We start from the raw sequence: 14,966 nt of genomic DNA on the forward strand, positions 1-14,966 counted from the left end.
AGTTTTCGGGCGTTCAGCGCGCGTCGCGCGGCCGCAACGCGGAGCGATGTCCGCCCTTTGGTGTTTACCCGCGAAATGGCGTCCAGAAGTGGCTCCGGCCGCCGCCCATAGGGTGATTACGGGGATTCGTTTTCAAACCGGAAAAGAAACTGCCTCGGCCCCATCCCGGGAACACCGCTCGGAGGGCACTGGCCGATATCCCGGCCGCCCGTGTTCCCGGGGACACAACAACTGTGTTTCTGGTCTTAAGGAGTCTTCATGTTCAAACGCAAGAGCATCAATCTGGCAGCCCTGCTGGCGCTCGGCGCCGCGGCGCTGCCAGTGGCCGCCCAGCAGCAGCTGGACCGCGTGGAAATCACCGGCACGTCGATCAAGCGCATCGACGCCGAAACCTCGCTGCCAGTGAGCGTCATCAGCCGCGAATCGATCAACAAGTCCGGCGCGTCCAACGTGCAGGAACTGGTCGACCGCCTGAGCTACAACAACGGCGGCGGCCTGGCGCTGGGTCAGTCCATCGGCGACGGCTCGGCCAACGGCCAGGTCGGCGCGTCGCTGCGCGGCCTGGGCCGCGGACGCACGCTGGTGCTGCTGAACGGCCGCCGCCTGCCGGTGTATCCGTTCTCCGGCCAGGGCGTGGACCTGAACTCGATCCCGCTGGCCGCGATCGAGCGCATCGAGGTGCTGCGTGACGGCGCTTCGGCGACCTACGGCTCCGACGCCATCGGCGGCGTCATGAACTTCATCACCCGCAAGGACCTGCAGGGCGGCGACATCTCCGTCGGCCTGGAGATGCCGCGCGGCAGCGTGGGCGACGTCTTCTCGCTGGCCGCCGGCGGCGGCGTCGGCGACCTGGGCAAGGACGGCTGGAACCTGCTGGGTACGCTGAACTACCAGAAGTACGACGCGATCCGCGCGGCGGACCGCTCCTACGCATCCACCGGCAACCGTCCCGACATCGGCGTGGTGAAGGACTCGGGCAATACCTTCCCGGCCAACGCGTTCCTCGCCACGACCGGCCAGTACGTGCCCGGCGCCGCCGGCTTCCCGAACTGCGCGCCGCCTTACTCCTATGCCGGCGCGCGCAACTGCCGCTACGACTTCACCCACTTCATCGACCTGATCCCCGAGTCCGACCGCTACGGCGCATTGGTCAAGGGCACGCTCGCGGTGAACCAGGACAACACGCTGTTCGCCGAAGTGGCCTACAGCCGCAACGAGATCATCCTGGGCTCGTCGCAGACCCCGTCGACGACGACCGGCAAGCCGGACTACCTGTACCCGGGCGGCGGCAAGTACTACCCGACCGCCGCCGTGGACGCGGTGTCGCCGGGCTACCGCGGCGACCTGGTGCTGTCGTGGCGCATGGTGGACGGCGGCCAGCGCCGCACGCAGGTGACCAACCAGGTGACCCGCACCGTGCTGGGCGCCGAAGGCACGATGGGCGGCTTCGACTACAAGGCCGCCTTCGTCTACGCCGAGGGCAAGGCCCGCGAGGACTTCATCAGCGGCAACTACTCCGACGCCCGCCTGGTGCAGGCGCTCAAGACCGGCCTGATCAACCCGTGGGGCCCGAACGACGCCGTCGGCCTGGCCACGCTCAAGAGCGCCGAGCTCTCGGGCAACAACCGCAAGTCCAAGACCAGCAACACCGGCGGCGACTTCACGCTGTCGCGCGAGCTGTTCAACGTGGGCGCCGGCAACCTGGGCGTCGCCTTCGGCGGTGAGTTCCGCAAGGAAAAGTACCTGGACGGCTACTCCGACATCGCCGGCTCCGGCGACGTGGTGGGCGGCAACGGCACGGCCGGCCGCGTCGAAGCCAACCGCGACGTGAGCGGCCTGTTCGGTGAAGCCAACTTCCCGGTGCTCAAGAGCGTCGAGATCAACGCGGCGGTGCGCTACGACAAGTACAGCAGCACGCACGGCGGCTCGCGCGACGGTTCCTTCGACACCAAGGACCTGTCCGCCACCAGCCCCAAGCTGTCGGTCAAGTTCACGCCGATGACCGGCCTGCTGTTCCGCGCGTCGGCCGGCAAGGGCTTCCGCGCCCCGGCGCTGGACAACCTGTTCGCGCCGTCGTCGTTCACGAACACGGGCGGCAACTTCACCGACCCCAACTACGACCGCGTGAAGGGCTGCACCGGGTTCCCCAACACCAACTACTGCGACACGCAGCTGACGGTGCAGCAGAACAGCAACCGCAACCTGGAGCCGGAGAAGTCCAAGACCTTCACCCTGGGCCTGGTGTTCGAGATGATCAAGGACACCACGCTCAGCGTCGATTACTTCGACATGAAGATCACCAACGGCCTGCGCTTTCTGTCGGGCGATGACATCCTGCGTGACTGGTACAAGCACCAGGTGCCGGGCACGTTCACGAGCACGTCGATCTTCGCCGACCGCCTGGTCGTCGATCCGGCCACGGGCTACCTGAACTACGTCCGCGCCTCGTGGGAGAACGTCGGCAAGCTGCGCACCGCCGGCTTCGACTTCAGCGCCCGCGCCCGCATCCGCACCGACTACGGCGCGTTCACGCCGGGCTGGGAAGCCACGCTGCTGACCAAGAGCGAGGAGTCGATCGTGGGCACCGGCACGACCCGCGACAACCTGGGCAAGTACAACCTGGGCGGCCCGGTCGTGAAGCTGAAGCAGACCTTCACGCTGGACTGGGACAAGGGCAACTGGGGCGCCTCGCTGCGCTACTTCCGCCAGAACGGCTACGAGGACTACGACGAGGTGGCGCACGTCAAGGCGTATGACCTGTTCGACGTCCAGGGCCAGTACCGCGGCATCAAGGGCGTGACCATCACGGCCGGCATCCGCAACCTGTTCGACAAGAAGCCGCCGGTGACGAACCAGCAGGACTACTTCCAGGTGGGCTTCGACCCGACCTACGCGGCGGTCCAGCAGCGCTCCTTCTACGTCCGCGGCAACTACCGCTTCTGAAGCTGATCTGACTTAGATTAGCGTCCGGACCCGGACTCCCAGCAGGCCCTTCGGGGCCTGCTTCCGCTTCCGGACCCCCTCAGGCTGAACGCGGCCCGCCGCACGACCATGGACTATCTGAACCCCGCACTGGACTTCACCGCCCTGGGCCGCACGCTGCGGACCGAGGGGAGGGTGCTGATCCGCGATTTCTTCATCCCCGAGGTCGCCGACGCGCTCGACCGCGCGCTGCAGGCGATCGACTGGGAACTGGTCTACCGCGACCCGCAGGGCGACCAGCGGCTGACCGGCCCCCAATTGCGCGCGCTCACGCCGCAGCAGCGCATGCAGCTGACGGAAGGGATCCTCGCCGTGGCGCGCGAGCACTTCCAGTTCTCGTTTTTCTCGGACTCGATGGTGAAGGCGGTGCAGGACGGCCGCTCCGATCTGCTCGCGCGTTTCATGCGCTGGATGGCGGGGGAGGACTTCCTGTCACGCATGCGCGAACTCAGCGGCGATGCCTCGATCAACGGCGTCTACGCGCAGGCGACGATGTACTCGCGCGGTAACTTCCTGACCACCCATGATGACCATGTGGACCGCGAGGACCGCCGCATCGCCTATGTGATCAACCTCACGCGGCGCTGGCGTCCGGACTGGGGCGGGATGCTGCATTTCACCGCCGAGGACGGGTCGGTGCTGGACACCTTCTTCCCCCACTTCAATTCACTGTCGCTGTTCACGGTGCCGCAGCGACATTTCGTCTCTTATGTGCCGCCATTCGCCATGGCGGAGCGCCAGGCGATCACCGGCTGGCTGATCGCGGCCTGAGCGGGCACGGCGCTTGCTGCGTTCGCCCTGTAACCATCTCGGCGCCCGCTTGCGGGTTAGCCCTAGGCTGCCACGGACCGGCGGGAAAGGTCATACCAGTAGAATACCAGGACTGCTTTCATGACCTCCGGCTGTTGCGTCCGCTGTAACTCCCGGTGATCCGTGCGATGGGCGATGCCCGCATGCTGGGGCAAACCCCATGGCTTGCGGCTTGTGCATGTCGTTTATGATCAAGGTCGTGAAAGGTGGTTGAAATCTGTAGTTTTGCTACATTTTCTTGACCGATCCTTGAGACGCCCGCGGCCACAAGCTGACGGGCATTTTTGTTGAGTCGGGTTCGTATCGTGCCCTGGGTTTTCGAGTCTTCGTGTGTCCATCCTGCATTCGGCGGGTCGGCGGTCCGCGGCGCTCCGGCGTTATGGCACCAGCTGCATCCGTCGCTCGCACAGCCGGCAAGACAGGCGCTGCTGACCCCAGGTTGCGGCGCGAACGCCTGATCCGACCAGACGCTGTGTTGAGTCGAACTCCCCTTGTAGCTTCGATGAAAGAAATTCGCAGTTTGATGAAGGAGCGCGCATGAACTTTGCGCAGGATAAAGGCGGTTCCTCGCGCCTGACGGGCTTCGGCCTCGTCGTCTTGGTCCACGTCCTGATCATCGGCGCCCTGGCCAGCGGCCTGGCGACGAAGATCAAGGAGGCGGTGAAGGGTCCGATCGACGTCAAGGTCGTCGAGGAAAAGGTCAAGCCGCCTCCTCCTCCAGAGAAGGTCGTGCCGCCGCCCCCGGACATCAAGGCCCCGCCGCCGCCGTTCGTGCCGCCGCCGGAAGTGGTGGTGACGGCGCCGCCGCCGCCGACCCCCGCCGTGGCGGTGCAGTCGACGACGCCGCCGCCGGCCCAGGAATTCCGTCCGGCTCCGCCGGCCGCCGCGCCCGCGCCCCCGGCGCCGCCGTCGGACCGTCCGAAGTCGGCGATCGGCAACTGCTCCAAGATGGCCAAGCCCGAGATGCCGGCCCTCAACTGGAGCGGCACCGCGAGCTACAAGGCGACCTTCACCGTCAAGGGCGGCAAGGTGGTCGACGTGGCCTTCGCGACGCTGCGCGGCGCCAACGACCGCAAGGCCGAGCGCGCGCTCAAGAGCGCCATCCAGGCCGCGCTCGCCGACTACCAGTGCACGGACGCGGTCCTCGAACAGGAATTCGTGTTCAACATGGAATGATCCGCGGGCCGATCCGCCCGCGGTCGATCGAATACGGGGCGCAGCACCGCGCCCCGCCCTCTCAACCTGAGTTCAAGACTTTTTGCGTAGGAGCTAACTCCATGATCTCTCGTCTGTCTGCCTTGTTTGCGGCCCTCGCGTGCGCCGCGACCCTGGCCGTGTCCCCGCTGGCCGCCCAAGCGCAGGATCAGGCTGCCTCGGCCGCCGCTTCCGCCGCCGACACCGCCCCCGCTCCTGCTGCCGACATCGCTCCCGCCGCCGTTGCCGAAGCGCCCGCCGCCAAGCCGGTCGACAACCCCTACAGCCTGGGCAACATCGTCGCCCACGGCAACGTCGTCGACCAGGCCGTGCTGGTGATCCTGGGCATCATGTCCATGGGCTCCTGGTACATCCTGTTCACGAAGCTGTGGGACACCTCCAAGATCGCCCGTGAAGCCAAGGAAGTCCGCGCCTCGTTCTTCAAGAAGGCCTCCCTGCAGGAAGGCATCAAGAGCCTGAGCGAGACCGGCGCGTTCCGCTTCATCGCCCAGACCGGCGTGGAAGCTTCGGACCACCACGAAGGCGCCCTGACCGAGAACATCGACCACAACACCTGGGTCACGATGAACATCGACCGCGCCGTCGGCGAAGTGAACTCGCGCCTGCAAGGCGGCCTGGGCTTCCTGGCCACCGTCGGCTCGACCAGCCCCTTCATCGGCCTGTTCGGTACCGTGTGGGGCATCCTGCAGGCGCTGACCCAGATCGGCGTCGCCGGCCAGGCTTCGATCGACAAGGTCGCCGGCCCCGTCGGCGCCGCGCTGATCATGACCGCGATCGGTCTGGGCGTGGCCGTTCCGGCCGTGCTGGGCTACAACTGGCTGGTCAACCGCAACAAGTCGGTGATGGGCCAGGTCCGTGCCTTCGCTGCTGACCTGCACGGCGTCCTGATGGGCAGCCGCAAGGTCGCCGGCCGCTAATCCACAGCAGTCCCGGAGACGCAATATGGGGATGAACGTAGGTTCGTCCGGTGGCGACGACGAGGTGGTCTCGACCATCAACACCACGCCCCTGGTGGACGTGATGCTGGTGCTCCTGATCATCTTCCTGATCACCGTGCCGGTGGTGACGCAATCGGTGGGGGTGACCCTGCCGAAGGAGACGAACGTCGTCCGCGTCACCAAGCCGGAAAACATCGAGATCGCGGTGACCAAGGATGGCGACATCTACTGGGGCGTGCAGCCGATTCCGGATACGGAAACGCTGGTCACGCGCCTGAAGAAGGTGGCGGTTCTGAATCCTCAGCCGGAAGTCCACATCCGTGGCGACGAGAAGTCGCGCTACGAGAACGTGGGCAAGGTGATGGTCGCGTGCCAGCGCGCGGGCATCATGTCCATCAAGTTCGTCACCGAGCCGCCGGCTCGTGGTGGCTGAAGGAGCTGAAGAATGGGTATGAATGTCGGAAGCTCCAGCGGTGGTGACGATCCCGAAACCATGCTGGACGTCAACACGACGCCGCTGATCGACGTGATGCTGGTGCTGCTGGTGATGCTGATCATCACCATCCCGATCCAGCTGCACTCGGTCAACCTGGACATGCCGCCGCCCAACAACAACCCGCCGCCGCAGGATCCGGTCGTCCACGAAGTGGCGATCGACTTCGACGGCACGGTGTTCTGGGATGGCAATGCGGTGCCGAACCACGCGGCCCTCGAGGCCAAGATGGCCGAGGTGGCGGCGACGCCGGACCAGCCGGAAGTGCACATCAAGCCGAACAAGCTGGCCGAGTACGGCTATGTCGCCAACGTGATGGCGTCGGCGCAGCGCCTCGGCGTCAAGAAGATGGCGATGGTCGGGAACGAGCAGTTCCTGAACTGAGACCGGATGGCCGTCTGATCGATGTCTGAACGAAACGCGCTGCCCGCGAGGGTGGCGCGTTTTTCTTCGTAGGAGAGCAAGCGAATGAAACTCAAACTGCTGGCAACCGCCGCCGTCGGCGCCGCCGCGCTGGTGCTGGGCACCACGCCCGAGGGCAGCCTGAGCGTCCTGTCCCAGGCCGCCGCGCAGGTGCGTCCGCAAGTCGGCGGCGCGCTCAAGGCCGCGTCCGACCTGCTCAAGGCGGGCAAGGCGCAGGAAGCGATGGCCAAGATCCGCGAAGCCGAAGCCGTGCCCGGCCGCAACGCGGACGAGAACGCCACCCTGGAAGGCCTGCGCCTGTCCGCCGCATCCCGTCTGGGCGATGCCGACGGCATGGCCAAGGCCTACGACGCGCTCAGCGCCGCCGGCAAGATGCCCGCCGCCAACAAGCTGCTGACGATGGAGGCCATCGCCGGCACCTACCTGCGCGCGGGCAACGGCGCCAAGGCGCTGGAGTGGGTCAACAAGTACAACGCGGCGGGCGGCAACAGCCCGACGATGAAGCAGATCCAGAGCGCTGCGCAACTGCGCTCGGGCGACGTGTCGACGGTCCTGAAGGACACGATGGCCGAGATCGCCGCCGACGAGAAGGCCGGCCGTGCGCCCTCGCAGGAGAAGCTCAACACCGCGCTGTGGGCCGCCAACAAGAAGGGTGACGGCGCGACCGAGTCGGCGCTGATCCAGAAGCTGCTGAACTACTACCCGACGCAGAAGCTGTGGGCGCAGTCGCTGGGCACGCTGCAGAGCAAGAAGGGCTTTGCCGCCGGCCGCTATCAGGTCGACGTGCTGCGCCTGAAGCTGGTGACCGACAACATGCAAGGCGCCAACGACTACATGGAACTGGCGCAGCTGGCTGGCGCGGCCGGCTATCCGGACGAAGGCAAGAAGGTCCTGGACAAGGGCTTCGCCGCTGGCGTCCTGAAGCCGACCGATGACAACGGCCGTCCGAAGCGCCTGGCCGATCTGCTGGACAAGCGCATCGCCGAGGCGAAGGCCGGCGCGGCCGCCGCCGAACAAGCCGCGCGCAGTGCCCGCGAGGGCGACGAGCTGGTGAAGGTCGGCTTCGCCCAGGTGCAGCGCGGTCAGGCTGCCGCCGGCGTCAAGCTGATCGAGGAAGGCATCGCCAAGGGCAACCTGAAGCGTCCGGACGACGCCAAGCTCTACCTGGGCCTGGCGCAGTTCCTGGGTGGCGACAAGGCCAAGGCGCAAGCCACCTGGCGCACCGTGAAGGGCACCGACGGCTCGGCCGACCTGGCCGGCCTGTGGTCCGTCTACGCACGCAGCGCGAAGAACTGAGGGCCTGGCGGGCTGGTTCGCCAGCCTGCTGCGTACCATCAAGCAAAAGGCCTCCCGGCTCACGCCGGGAGGCCTTTGTCATTGGGCCCGCTTCAGTTCACTTCGGCGCCATGCGGATCGCGCCGTCCAGGCGGATCACCTCGCCATTGAGCATCTCGTTGGTGATGATCTGATGGACCAGCTTGGCGTAGTCCTCCGGGCGGCCCAGGCGCGAGGGGAAGGGGACGCTCGCGGCCAGCGCGTCCTGCACCTCTTGCGGCATCCCGAACAGCATCGGCGTGCCGAAGATGCCGGGGGCGATCGTCATGTTGCGGATGCCGTTGCGCGCCAGGTCGCGCGCGATCGGCAGCGTCATGCCGACCACGCCGCCCTTGGAGGCCGCGTAGGCCGCCTGGCCCATCTGGCCGTCGAAGGCGGCCACGGAGGCGGTCGAGATCATCACGCCGCGCTCGCCGGTGGCTTCGGGCTCGTTCTTGCTCATGGCCTCGGCGGCCAGGCGAATCATGTTGAAGCTGCCGATGAGGTTGACCGTGATCACCTTCGAGAAGGTGGCCAGCGGATGCGCGCCGTCCTTGCCGACGGTCTTGGCCGCGGGCGCGATGCCCGCGCAGTTCACCAGGCCCATCAGCTTGCCCATCGACACCGCCACGGCCACTGCCGCCTGCGCGTCGGTTTCCTGGCTGACGTCGCACTTGATGAACGTGCCGCCCAGCTCCTTGGCGAGCGCTTCGCCGCGCTCGGCCTGCAGATCGGCGATCACCACCGTCGCGCCCTCGCGCGCCAGCATGCGGGCCGTGCCTTCGCCCAGGCCCGACGCGCCGCCGGTGACGATGAAGACCTTGTTCGCGATGTCCATGGGATGTCTCCTTCCACGTTGTCCGTGAGTTGTCGATGTCGACGGCGGGTTGCCGTTGACGTAAACGTCAATTGTCGAGGAAAAAATGGCGGCCTCGCGGGCCGCCTTGTTCAATCGCCTGGCTGGATCGCCGCGGCGATCGGGCGTTGCCGTTCAGCTCAGCGCGGCGAGGGCGCGCGCGGTGATCTCGTCGACCGTGCCGATGCCCTCGATGCGGCGGTACTGCGGCGCCTGCGTATCGCCGGAGGCGGCCCAGCTCGAGTAGTAATCGACCAGCGGACGGGTCTGCGACTGATAGACCTCGAGCCGCTTGCGCACGGTCTCTTCCTTGTCGTCTTCGCGCTGGATCAGGTCCTCGCCGGTGACGTCGTCCTTGCCGGCGACCTTGGGCGGATTGAACTTGGTGTGGTACGTGCGGCCGGAGCCGACGTGCACGCGGCGGCCGCTCATGCGCTCGATGATGGCGGCGTCAGGGACATCGATCTCGAGCACGAAATCCAGCTTCACGCCCGCCGCCTTCATCGCGTCGGCCTGCGGGATCGTGCGGGGGAAACCATCGAAGAGGAAGCCGTTGGCGCAATCCGGCTGCGCGATGCGTTCCTTGACCAGGCCGATGATGATGTCGTCGCTGACGAGGCCGCCCGCGTCCATCACCTGTTTCGCGGCGACACCCAGTTCGGTGCCGGCCTTGACGGCGGCGCGCAGCATGTCCCCGGTGGAGATCTGCGGAATGCCGAACTTTTGGCAAATGAAGGCGGCTTGGGTGCCTTTGCCGGCGCCGGGCGCGCCCAGAAGAATCAGTCGCATGGGTCTCCTCGATACGTGGAGAGGGCGCGCCGCACGGGTCGACGCGCCCTCGAAAACTGCGGGCGAGGATAGCACGCGCTGGCCTACGGTCTGCTGACGCGGCGGCGGAATGAATTGAGGTGTAACCCTGTCGGGCCATGTGCCTGTGCCGGCCGGGAACCCCGATGGCAACGGCCCGGGCGCGAATCGGTGCCGAACCGCGGACCGATCGCCACGGCCCGGCGCGGACCGTCAGTGACCCATCAGCCGGCGCACCCGCTCGAGGTCCTCGGGCGTGTCGACGCCCGGGCCCGGACGCTCCGCGCTGACATGCACGGCGATGCGCTCGCCGTGCCAGAGCACGCGCAGTTGCTCGAGCGCCTCGATCTGCTCCAGCGGCGAGACGGCCAGCGTCGGGAAGCGCCGCAGGAAACCGGCCCGGTAGGCGTACAGACCCACATGACGAAGCACCGCCTCGGGCTTGACGCGGGCGCCGCCGCCAGGGGCGTCGCGCCACCAGGGGACGGGCGCGCGCGAGAAGTACAGCGCCAGACCCTGCGCGTCGGTGACCAGCTTGACGACGTTCGGGTTCGCGAACTCGGCGTCATCATCGATCGCGTGAGCGACAGTGGCCATCGCGCATGTCGGCTTGGCGGCGAGCAATTCGGCGCAGGCGCGGATCATCTCCGGCGCGATCAGCGGTTCGTCGCCTTGCACGTTGACGACGAGCGCGTCGTCGGGCAACCCGAGCAGCTCGACCGCCTCCGCCAGCCGGTCGCTGCCGCTGGCGTGGTCGGCGCGGGTCATCAGCGCGCGGATGCCATGGGCGTCACAGGCGCTGCGCACTTCCACCGCGTCGGTCGCGACGACGACCTGCGCCGCGCCCGCCAGCGCCGCGCGCCGCGCGACCTGGACGATCATCGGCGCGCCGGCGATGTCGGCCAGTGGCTTGTTCGGCAGCCGTGTCGAGGCCAGCCGGGCGGGGATGACGATGTGGAATCCGGTGCTCACGCCGCGTCGCCTTCGCCGTCGGTGGCGCGGGCCTCGTTGGCCAGCATCACCGGGATGCCGTCGCGGATCGGGAAGGCCAGCCGGTCGGCGGGGCACACCAGCTCGCGGTCCGGGAGCCCGGTCGCCGCGGCATTGCGGCGGTCTTCCAGCGGGCCCTTGCAGACGGGGCACACCAGCATCTCAATCAGTCGATGGTCCATGGGGGAGCAGCCGCCGCAGCTCGCGCTGCAGCGCCTCTTCAAAAGCGGGTTCGGGGCGGAAGTCTAGCGCCACCACCCAGATGCGGCAGCCTTGCAGCGCCTCGGGGCGCAGCTTGACGGCGTCCTTCTCGGTGATGACGACCTCGTCCGTGCGGGCCCAGGGCAGCGGGTCCAGCGTGGCGTGATCGGGCAGCGCCAGCGCGCGGAAGTTCAGGCCCTGTTCGCCGAGCATGTCGAAGAAGCGCTGCGGTCGCGCCAGGCCCGCCGCGGCGAGCAGCGGCTTGCCGCGCAGCGCATGCAGGCGGTCGAGCCGCGCCGGCTCGCCACGCCACCAGTCGGCCAGCGCGACCGCGCCGGCCAGGTGCCGGGTGCCGACGAAGCCGGGCAGGGCCGTGCTGGGCCGGCCAGTGCTGTAGAGCACCAGGGTGTCCGGCGACGAGCCGGGCGGCGGCGGCAGCGCGCGGGCTTGGCGCAGCGGCCCGGCCGGCAGCAGCCGGCCATTGCCCAGGCCCCGTTCATCGAAGACGAGCAGGCTCAGTTGCCGGGGAAGGCGCCAATGCTGCAGCCCGTCGTCGGACACCAGGATCTGCAGGTCGGGGCGCGCCTCGAGCAGCGCCCGGGCGGCCGCGATGCGGTCGCGGCCCACGGCCACCGGCACGCCGGCGCGCAGCTTGATCAGCAGGGGTTCGTCACCCACGTCCTCGGCACGGTCGCCCTCGGCGATGACGCGGACCTGCTCCTCGTCGGCCCGGCCGTAGCCGCGTGAGATGACGCCGGCGCGGAGCCCCTGGCGCTTGAGCGTCTCCAGCACGGCCAGTGTCGTCGGCGTCTTGCCGGCGCCGCCCACCACCCAGTTGCCGACCACGATCACCGGCACGGGCAGCGCTTCGCTCTTCTTCAAGCCGAGGCGGTAGAGCGCCACGCGCAGCCGCAGCACGAGCCCGTGCAGCGCGGCCAGCGGGCGCAGCAGATGGGCGAGGCGGTCGTCGTCGCGCCAGGCGCGCTGCAGCCGGTCCTCCAGGGCCGGCCGGGTCATGTCCGGTCCCGGGCCATGGCCGTCACTGGGGCTTGTTGGCCGCGAAGGTCAGTCGCGTGAGATTGGCGCGGCGGGCCGCGTCCATCGCGTTGACCACCGCCTGGTGCGGCGTCGCCGCGTCGGCGGAGATGATCACCACCGGCTCCTGCTTGCCCTGCGCCGCCTGCTGCAGCGCGCTGGTGAGCAGGTCCACGCTGCGGCCCTCGACCGCGCTGCGGTCGATCGCATAGCGGCCGTCGGCCGAGATGGCCACGATGATCTCCGCCGGCCGGTCCTTGAGCTGCTGGGCGTCGGCGGTGGGCAGCGTGAGCTGGAGTTCGGTGAACTTCGAGTACGTCGTGGACAGCATCAGGAAGATGAGCACCACGAGCAGCACGTCGATGAACGGGATCAGGTTGATCTCCGGCTCCTCGCTCTGACGGCGGCGGAATTTCATGCCTTGGCCTTGCCTTGTGCCGGGGCGGCCACCGGAGGAGGCACCGTGACCGGGCCGCTGTTCGCGGCGCCCGTGCCGGGCATCGCGCGGTTGGCCAGATGGGTCAGCAGGCGCTCGCTGGCCTGCTCCATGTCGACCACGTAGGCCTCGATGCGGCCGCGGAAGTAGCGGTAGAACATCAGCGACGGGATCGCGACGATCAGGCCGAACGCGGTGTTGTACAGCGCGATCGAGATGCCATGCGCCAGCAGCGCCGGGTTGTTGCCGTTCGGGCTCTGGCTGCCGAAGATCTCGATCATGCCGACCACGGTGCCGAGCAGGCCCAGCAGCGGCGCGGCCGCGGCGATCGTGCCCAGCGTGTTCAGGTAGCGCTCCATCTGATGGATCGCATGGCGGCCGGCGAGCTCGAAGGCCTGGCGCAGGCGGGCTTCGCCGGCGCGCGGATCGGCCTGCGAGGCGCGCAGCCCGGCGGCCAGCACCTGGCCCAGCAGCGAGTTCTCGGCCAGCTTGCCGACGACTTCGCCGCTTGGGATTTGCAGCTGGGTCACGCCCAGCACTTCCTCGATCAGGCTGGGCGGCGCCACCCGGGCGGCCCGCAGGCTGACGACGCGCTCGATGATCAGCGCCAGGGCCACCACGGAACACAGCAGCAGCGGCCAGATCGGCCAGCCGGCGGCTTGTATGATCGAAAACAAGGCTTTCCCTCCGTTCGGGCATCTCCGGCCCGGCGGCGCATTATGGCGCCACGCCGCCCTCGCGCAGCCCACCTTGGACCCTCATCACAAGCCCTTACAAACATCCACCGAACCTGTGGATAACTTTGTGGGCAACCGCCTGTGGAACCGCGCCAAGGCCCATCGGCAAACGGGAAGGATTAGGCTGCTCAAAAAACAGGCAGGAAAAAGCTTTTGAAAAACAAGCGCTTATCGATCTGTGACGCGGGCATGACAGCCCGAATGCCCCGCGGAGCCAGCATTGGCGCGGCTGTGGAGTTCCGGACCCGCGCCAATGCTGGGTTTGCGCATGATTGACGCCCCGAAACCCGCATCGCCACGGATGGTCTGGGGGGTGGCGGCCCTGTTGACGGCCCTTTCCGACGCATTGCAGTCGCGCTTCCCCGTGGTGGCGGTGCAGGGCGAGCTTTCCGGATTCACGCGCGCGGCCAGCGGCCATTGCTACTTCAGCCTGAAGGATGCCGAGGGCCAGCCGGCGATGCTGCGCTGCGCCATGTTCCGCCGAGCGGCGAGCCTGGTGGATTTCGCCCCCCGGGACGGCATGACGGTGGAATTGCGCGGCCGGCTGGACCTCTACGGCCCGCGCGGCGAACTGCAGTTCATCGTCGAGGCGATGCGGCGCTCCGGGGAGGGCGCGCTCTATGAGCAGTTCCTGCGCCTGAAGGCGCGCCTGGAGGCGCAGGGGTGGTTCGACGCCGGCCGCAAACGCCTGCCGCCGCCCTACGCGCGGCGGATCGGTGTCATCACCTCGACCGCCGGCGCCGCGCTCCACGACGTGCTGACCGCCTTGAGACGGCGCGCGCCGCATGCCCGGGTCTTCATCTATCCGACGCTGGTCCAGGGCGCCGACGCGCCGCCGGCGATCGCGCGGGCGCTGTCGATCGCCAACGAGCGCGCGGACGCCGAGGTGCTGCTGCTGGTGCGCGGCGGCGGCTCGCTGGAAGACCTCTGGGCCTTCAATGACGAGCGGGTCGTGCAGGCGGTCGGCGAGTCGGCGCTGCCGGTGATCTGCGGCGTCGGGCACGAGACCGACATCACGCTGGCCGACCTGGCTGCCGACCTGCGCGCGCCCACGCCGACGGCGGCGGCGGAGCTGGCCACGGTGGCCCGCCAGCAGTGCCTGGAAACGCTGGATGCGCTGGAACGCCAGTTGCTGCGCCGCGTCGAGCAGCGCCTGGACGGCGCGGCCCAGCGGCTGGACCGGCTGGCCCTGCGCCTGGCACGCCCCGGCGATGCGCTGGCCCGGCAACGGCGGCGGCTGGACCTGCTCGCGCAGCGATTGAGCCAGGTGGCGCCGCGCGCGATCGGGCTCCAGACGCAGCGGCTGGGGCTCCTCGAGCAGCGGCTCGGCCAGGTGGCGCCTCGCGCCGCGGCGATGGAAGCCCAGCGGCTCGGACATCTCGGACAGCGACTGGACCGCGCGCTGCCGCAGCAGGCGCAGCGCGCCGCCCATCGGCTGGAGGCGCTGGAGGCACGATTGCAGGGCCTCGATCCGCGCCAGGTGCTGGCGCGCGGCTATGCGTGGCTCGACGACGGCCAGGGGCGGGCGCTCAGTTCGGTGGACCAGCTCCGCGAGGGTCAGGACTTGCGCGCGGTGCTCGCCGACGGCCAGGCCGATCTGCGGGTGGGACGCGTGGTCCGCGGCGGCGGCTGAGGGGCGCCCGGCGCCCCGGCGCGGCGGGGTACGCGTGCTCCCGGCAGGGGCTTGATTTCGCTGCCTACAATCGCCCGCGACATCCGTCCCACCACC

At 68.5% G+C, this 14,966-nt stretch carries 16 protein-coding genes; 9 read left to right on the forward strand and 7 right to left on the reverse strand.

Annotation, left to right across the window (positions count from 1 at the left end; translation table 11 throughout):
* Positions 1-258: 258 nt before the first annotated feature.
* The 7 genes from ABDW61_RS16355 (at position 259) to ABDW61_RS16385 (ending at position 8,157) form a co-directional block, all read left to right on the forward strand.
* The gene (locus ABDW61_RS16355) at positions 259-2,943 is read left to right on the forward strand and encodes a TonB-dependent receptor (protein ID WP_343640131.1); all 2,685 of its coding nucleotides are present in this window, start codon (positions 259-261) and stop codon (positions 2,941-2,943) included.
* 108 nt (positions 2,944-3,051) lie between these two features.
* Positions 3,052-3,753 carry a 2OG-Fe(II) oxygenase family protein gene (locus ABDW61_RS16360; protein ID WP_343640133.1) on the forward strand — a complete coding sequence of 234 codons (702 nt, stop codon included), beginning with the start codon at positions 3,052-3,054 and terminating at the stop codon, positions 3,751-3,753.
* A 576-nt stretch (positions 3,754-4,329) separates the two neighbouring features.
* Positions 4,330-4,968, forward strand: a complete 639-nt coding sequence (locus tag ABDW61_RS16365; protein WP_343640134.1) for a hypothetical protein — start codon at positions 4,330-4,332, stop codon at positions 4,966-4,968.
* 101 nt (positions 4,969-5,069) lie between these two features.
* Entirely contained in the window at positions 5,070-5,924 is an 855-nt protein-coding gene (locus ABDW61_RS16370; RefSeq protein WP_343640135.1) for a MotA/TolQ/ExbB proton channel family protein, read from the forward strand.
* A gap of 25 nt (positions 5,925-5,949) precedes the next feature.
* Positions 5,950-6,378: a biopolymer transporter ExbD gene (locus tag ABDW61_RS16375; protein WP_343640136.1), complete on the forward strand. Its 429-nt coding sequence runs from the start codon at positions 5,950-5,952 to the stop codon at positions 6,376-6,378.
* Between the two features lie 12 nt (positions 6,379-6,390).
* The gene (locus ABDW61_RS16380; RefSeq protein WP_343640137.1) at positions 6,391-6,822 is read left to right on the forward strand and encodes a biopolymer transporter ExbD; all 432 of its coding nucleotides are present in this window, start codon (positions 6,391-6,393) and stop codon (positions 6,820-6,822) included.
* An 84-nt stretch (positions 6,823-6,906) separates the two neighbouring features.
* On the forward strand, positions 6,907-8,157 hold the full coding sequence (locus ABDW61_RS16385; protein ID WP_343640139.1) for a hypothetical protein: 1,251 nt from the start codon (positions 6,907-6,909) through the stop codon (positions 8,155-8,157).
* Positions 8,158-8,254: 97 nt separating this feature from the next.
* On the opposite strand, the gene ABDW61_RS16390 is transcribed toward ABDW61_RS16385, so the two are convergent.
* From ABDW61_RS16390 to ABDW61_RS16420, 7 genes are all read right to left on the reverse strand, one after another.
* On the reverse strand, positions 8,255-9,013 hold the full coding sequence (locus ABDW61_RS16390) for a 3-hydroxyacyl-CoA dehydrogenase (RefSeq protein WP_343640140.1): 759 nt from the start codon (positions 9,011-9,013) through the stop codon (positions 8,255-8,257).
* 153 nt (positions 9,014-9,166) lie between these two features.
* Positions 9,167-9,820 (reverse strand): adenylate kinase, encoded by a 654-nt coding sequence (gene adk, locus ABDW61_RS16395; RefSeq protein WP_343640142.1) that lies wholly within the window; start codon positions 9,818-9,820, stop codon positions 9,167-9,169.
* Positions 9,821-10,051: 231 nt separating this feature from the next.
* The gene (kdsB, locus tag ABDW61_RS16400; protein ID WP_343640143.1) at positions 10,052-10,810 is read right to left on the reverse strand and encodes a 3-deoxy-manno-octulosonate cytidylyltransferase; all 759 of its coding nucleotides are present in this window, start codon (positions 10,808-10,810) and stop codon (positions 10,052-10,054) included.
* Complete coding sequence (locus ABDW61_RS16405) at positions 10,807-11,010, reverse strand: Trm112 family protein (protein WP_343640144.1); 204 nt, start codon at positions 11,008-11,010, stop codon at positions 10,807-10,809. Before ABDW61_RS16405 ends, kdsB begins: the two co-directional genes overlap by 4 nt.
* Positions 10,991-12,046: a tetraacyldisaccharide 4'-kinase gene (lpxK, locus tag ABDW61_RS16410; RefSeq protein ID WP_343640146.1), complete on the reverse strand. Its 1,056-nt coding sequence runs from the start codon at positions 12,044-12,046 to the stop codon at positions 10,991-10,993. Before lpxK ends, ABDW61_RS16405 begins: the two co-directional genes overlap by 20 nt.
* A gap of 22 nt (positions 12,047-12,068) precedes the next feature.
* On the reverse strand, positions 12,069-12,482 hold the full coding sequence (locus ABDW61_RS16415) for a biopolymer transporter ExbD (RefSeq protein ID WP_343640148.1): 414 nt from the start codon (positions 12,480-12,482) through the stop codon (positions 12,069-12,071).
* Positions 12,479-13,177, reverse strand: coding sequence for a MotA/TolQ/ExbB proton channel family protein (locus ABDW61_RS16420; protein WP_343640150.1), 699 nt, complete (start codon positions 13,175-13,177; stop codon positions 12,479-12,481). Before ABDW61_RS16420 ends, ABDW61_RS16415 begins: the two co-directional genes overlap by 4 nt.
* On the opposite strand from ABDW61_RS16420, the gene ABDW61_RS16425 reads away from it, so the two are divergent.
* Together ABDW61_RS16425 and xseA are read left to right on the forward strand one after the other, a co-directional pair.
* Positions 13,164-13,394 carry a hypothetical protein gene (locus ABDW61_RS16425; RefSeq protein ID WP_343640152.1) on the forward strand — a complete coding sequence of 77 codons (231 nt, stop codon included), beginning with the start codon at positions 13,164-13,166 and terminating at the stop codon, positions 13,392-13,394. The genes ABDW61_RS16420 and ABDW61_RS16425 overlap by 14 nt on opposite strands.
* A gap of 168 nt (positions 13,395-13,562) precedes the next feature.
* Entirely contained in the window at positions 13,563-14,870 is a 1,308-nt protein-coding gene (gene xseA, locus ABDW61_RS16430) for an exodeoxyribonuclease VII large subunit (protein ID WP_343640154.1), read from the forward strand.
* The last annotated feature ends 96 nt before the right edge of the window (positions 14,871-14,966 follow it).

The organism is Roseateles sp. (genome assembly GCF_039595595.1).
In the GTDB taxonomy this organism is placed as follows: domain Bacteria; phylum Pseudomonadota; class Gammaproteobacteria; order Burkholderiales; family Burkholderiaceae_C; genus Roseateles.

Bases quoted from the DNA above. Each gene is read 5' to 3' on its own strand.
- ABDW61_RS16355 (WP_343640131.1), top strand. From the start codon at position 259: ATGTTCAAACGCAAGAGCATCAATCTGGCAGCCCTGCTGGCGCTCGGC.
- ABDW61_RS16360 (WP_343640133.1), top strand. From the start codon at position 3,052: ATGGACTATCTGAACCCCGCACTGGACTTCACCGCCCTGGGCCGCACG.
- ABDW61_RS16365 (WP_343640134.1), top strand. From the start codon at position 4,330: ATGAACTTTGCGCAGGATAAAGGCGGTTCCTCGCGCCTGACGGGCTTC.
- ABDW61_RS16370 (WP_343640135.1), top strand. From the start codon at position 5,070: ATGATCTCTCGTCTGTCTGCCTTGTTTGCGGCCCTCGCGTGCGCCGCG.
- ABDW61_RS16375 (WP_343640136.1), top strand. From the start codon at position 5,950: ATGGGGATGAACGTAGGTTCGTCCGGTGGCGACGACGAGGTGGTCTCG.
- ABDW61_RS16380 (WP_343640137.1), top strand. From the start codon at position 6,391: ATGGGTATGAATGTCGGAAGCTCCAGCGGTGGTGACGATCCCGAAACC.
- ABDW61_RS16385 (WP_343640139.1), top strand. From the start codon at position 6,907: ATGAAACTCAAACTGCTGGCAACCGCCGCCGTCGGCGCCGCCGCGCTG.
- ABDW61_RS16390 (WP_343640140.1), bottom strand. From the start codon at position 9,013: ATGGACATCGCGAACAAGGTCTTCATCGTCACCGGCGGCGCGTCGGGC.
- adk (WP_343640142.1), bottom strand. From the start codon at position 9,820: ATGCGACTGATTCTTCTGGGCGCGCCCGGCGCCGGCAAAGGCACCCAA.
- ABDW61_RS16405 (WP_343640144.1), bottom strand. From the start codon at position 11,010: ATGGACCATCGACTGATTGAGATGCTGGTGTGCCCCGTCTGCAAGGGC.
- lpxK (WP_343640146.1), bottom strand. From the start codon at position 12,046: ATGACCCGGCCGGCCCTGGAGGACCGGCTGCAGCGCGCCTGGCGCGAC.
- ABDW61_RS16415 (WP_343640148.1), bottom strand. From the start codon at position 12,482: ATGAAATTCCGCCGCCGTCAGAGCGAGGAGCCGGAGATCAACCTGATC.
- ABDW61_RS16425 (WP_343640152.1), top strand. From the start codon at position 13,164: ATGATCGAAAACAAGGCTTTCCCTCCGTTCGGGCATCTCCGGCCCGGC.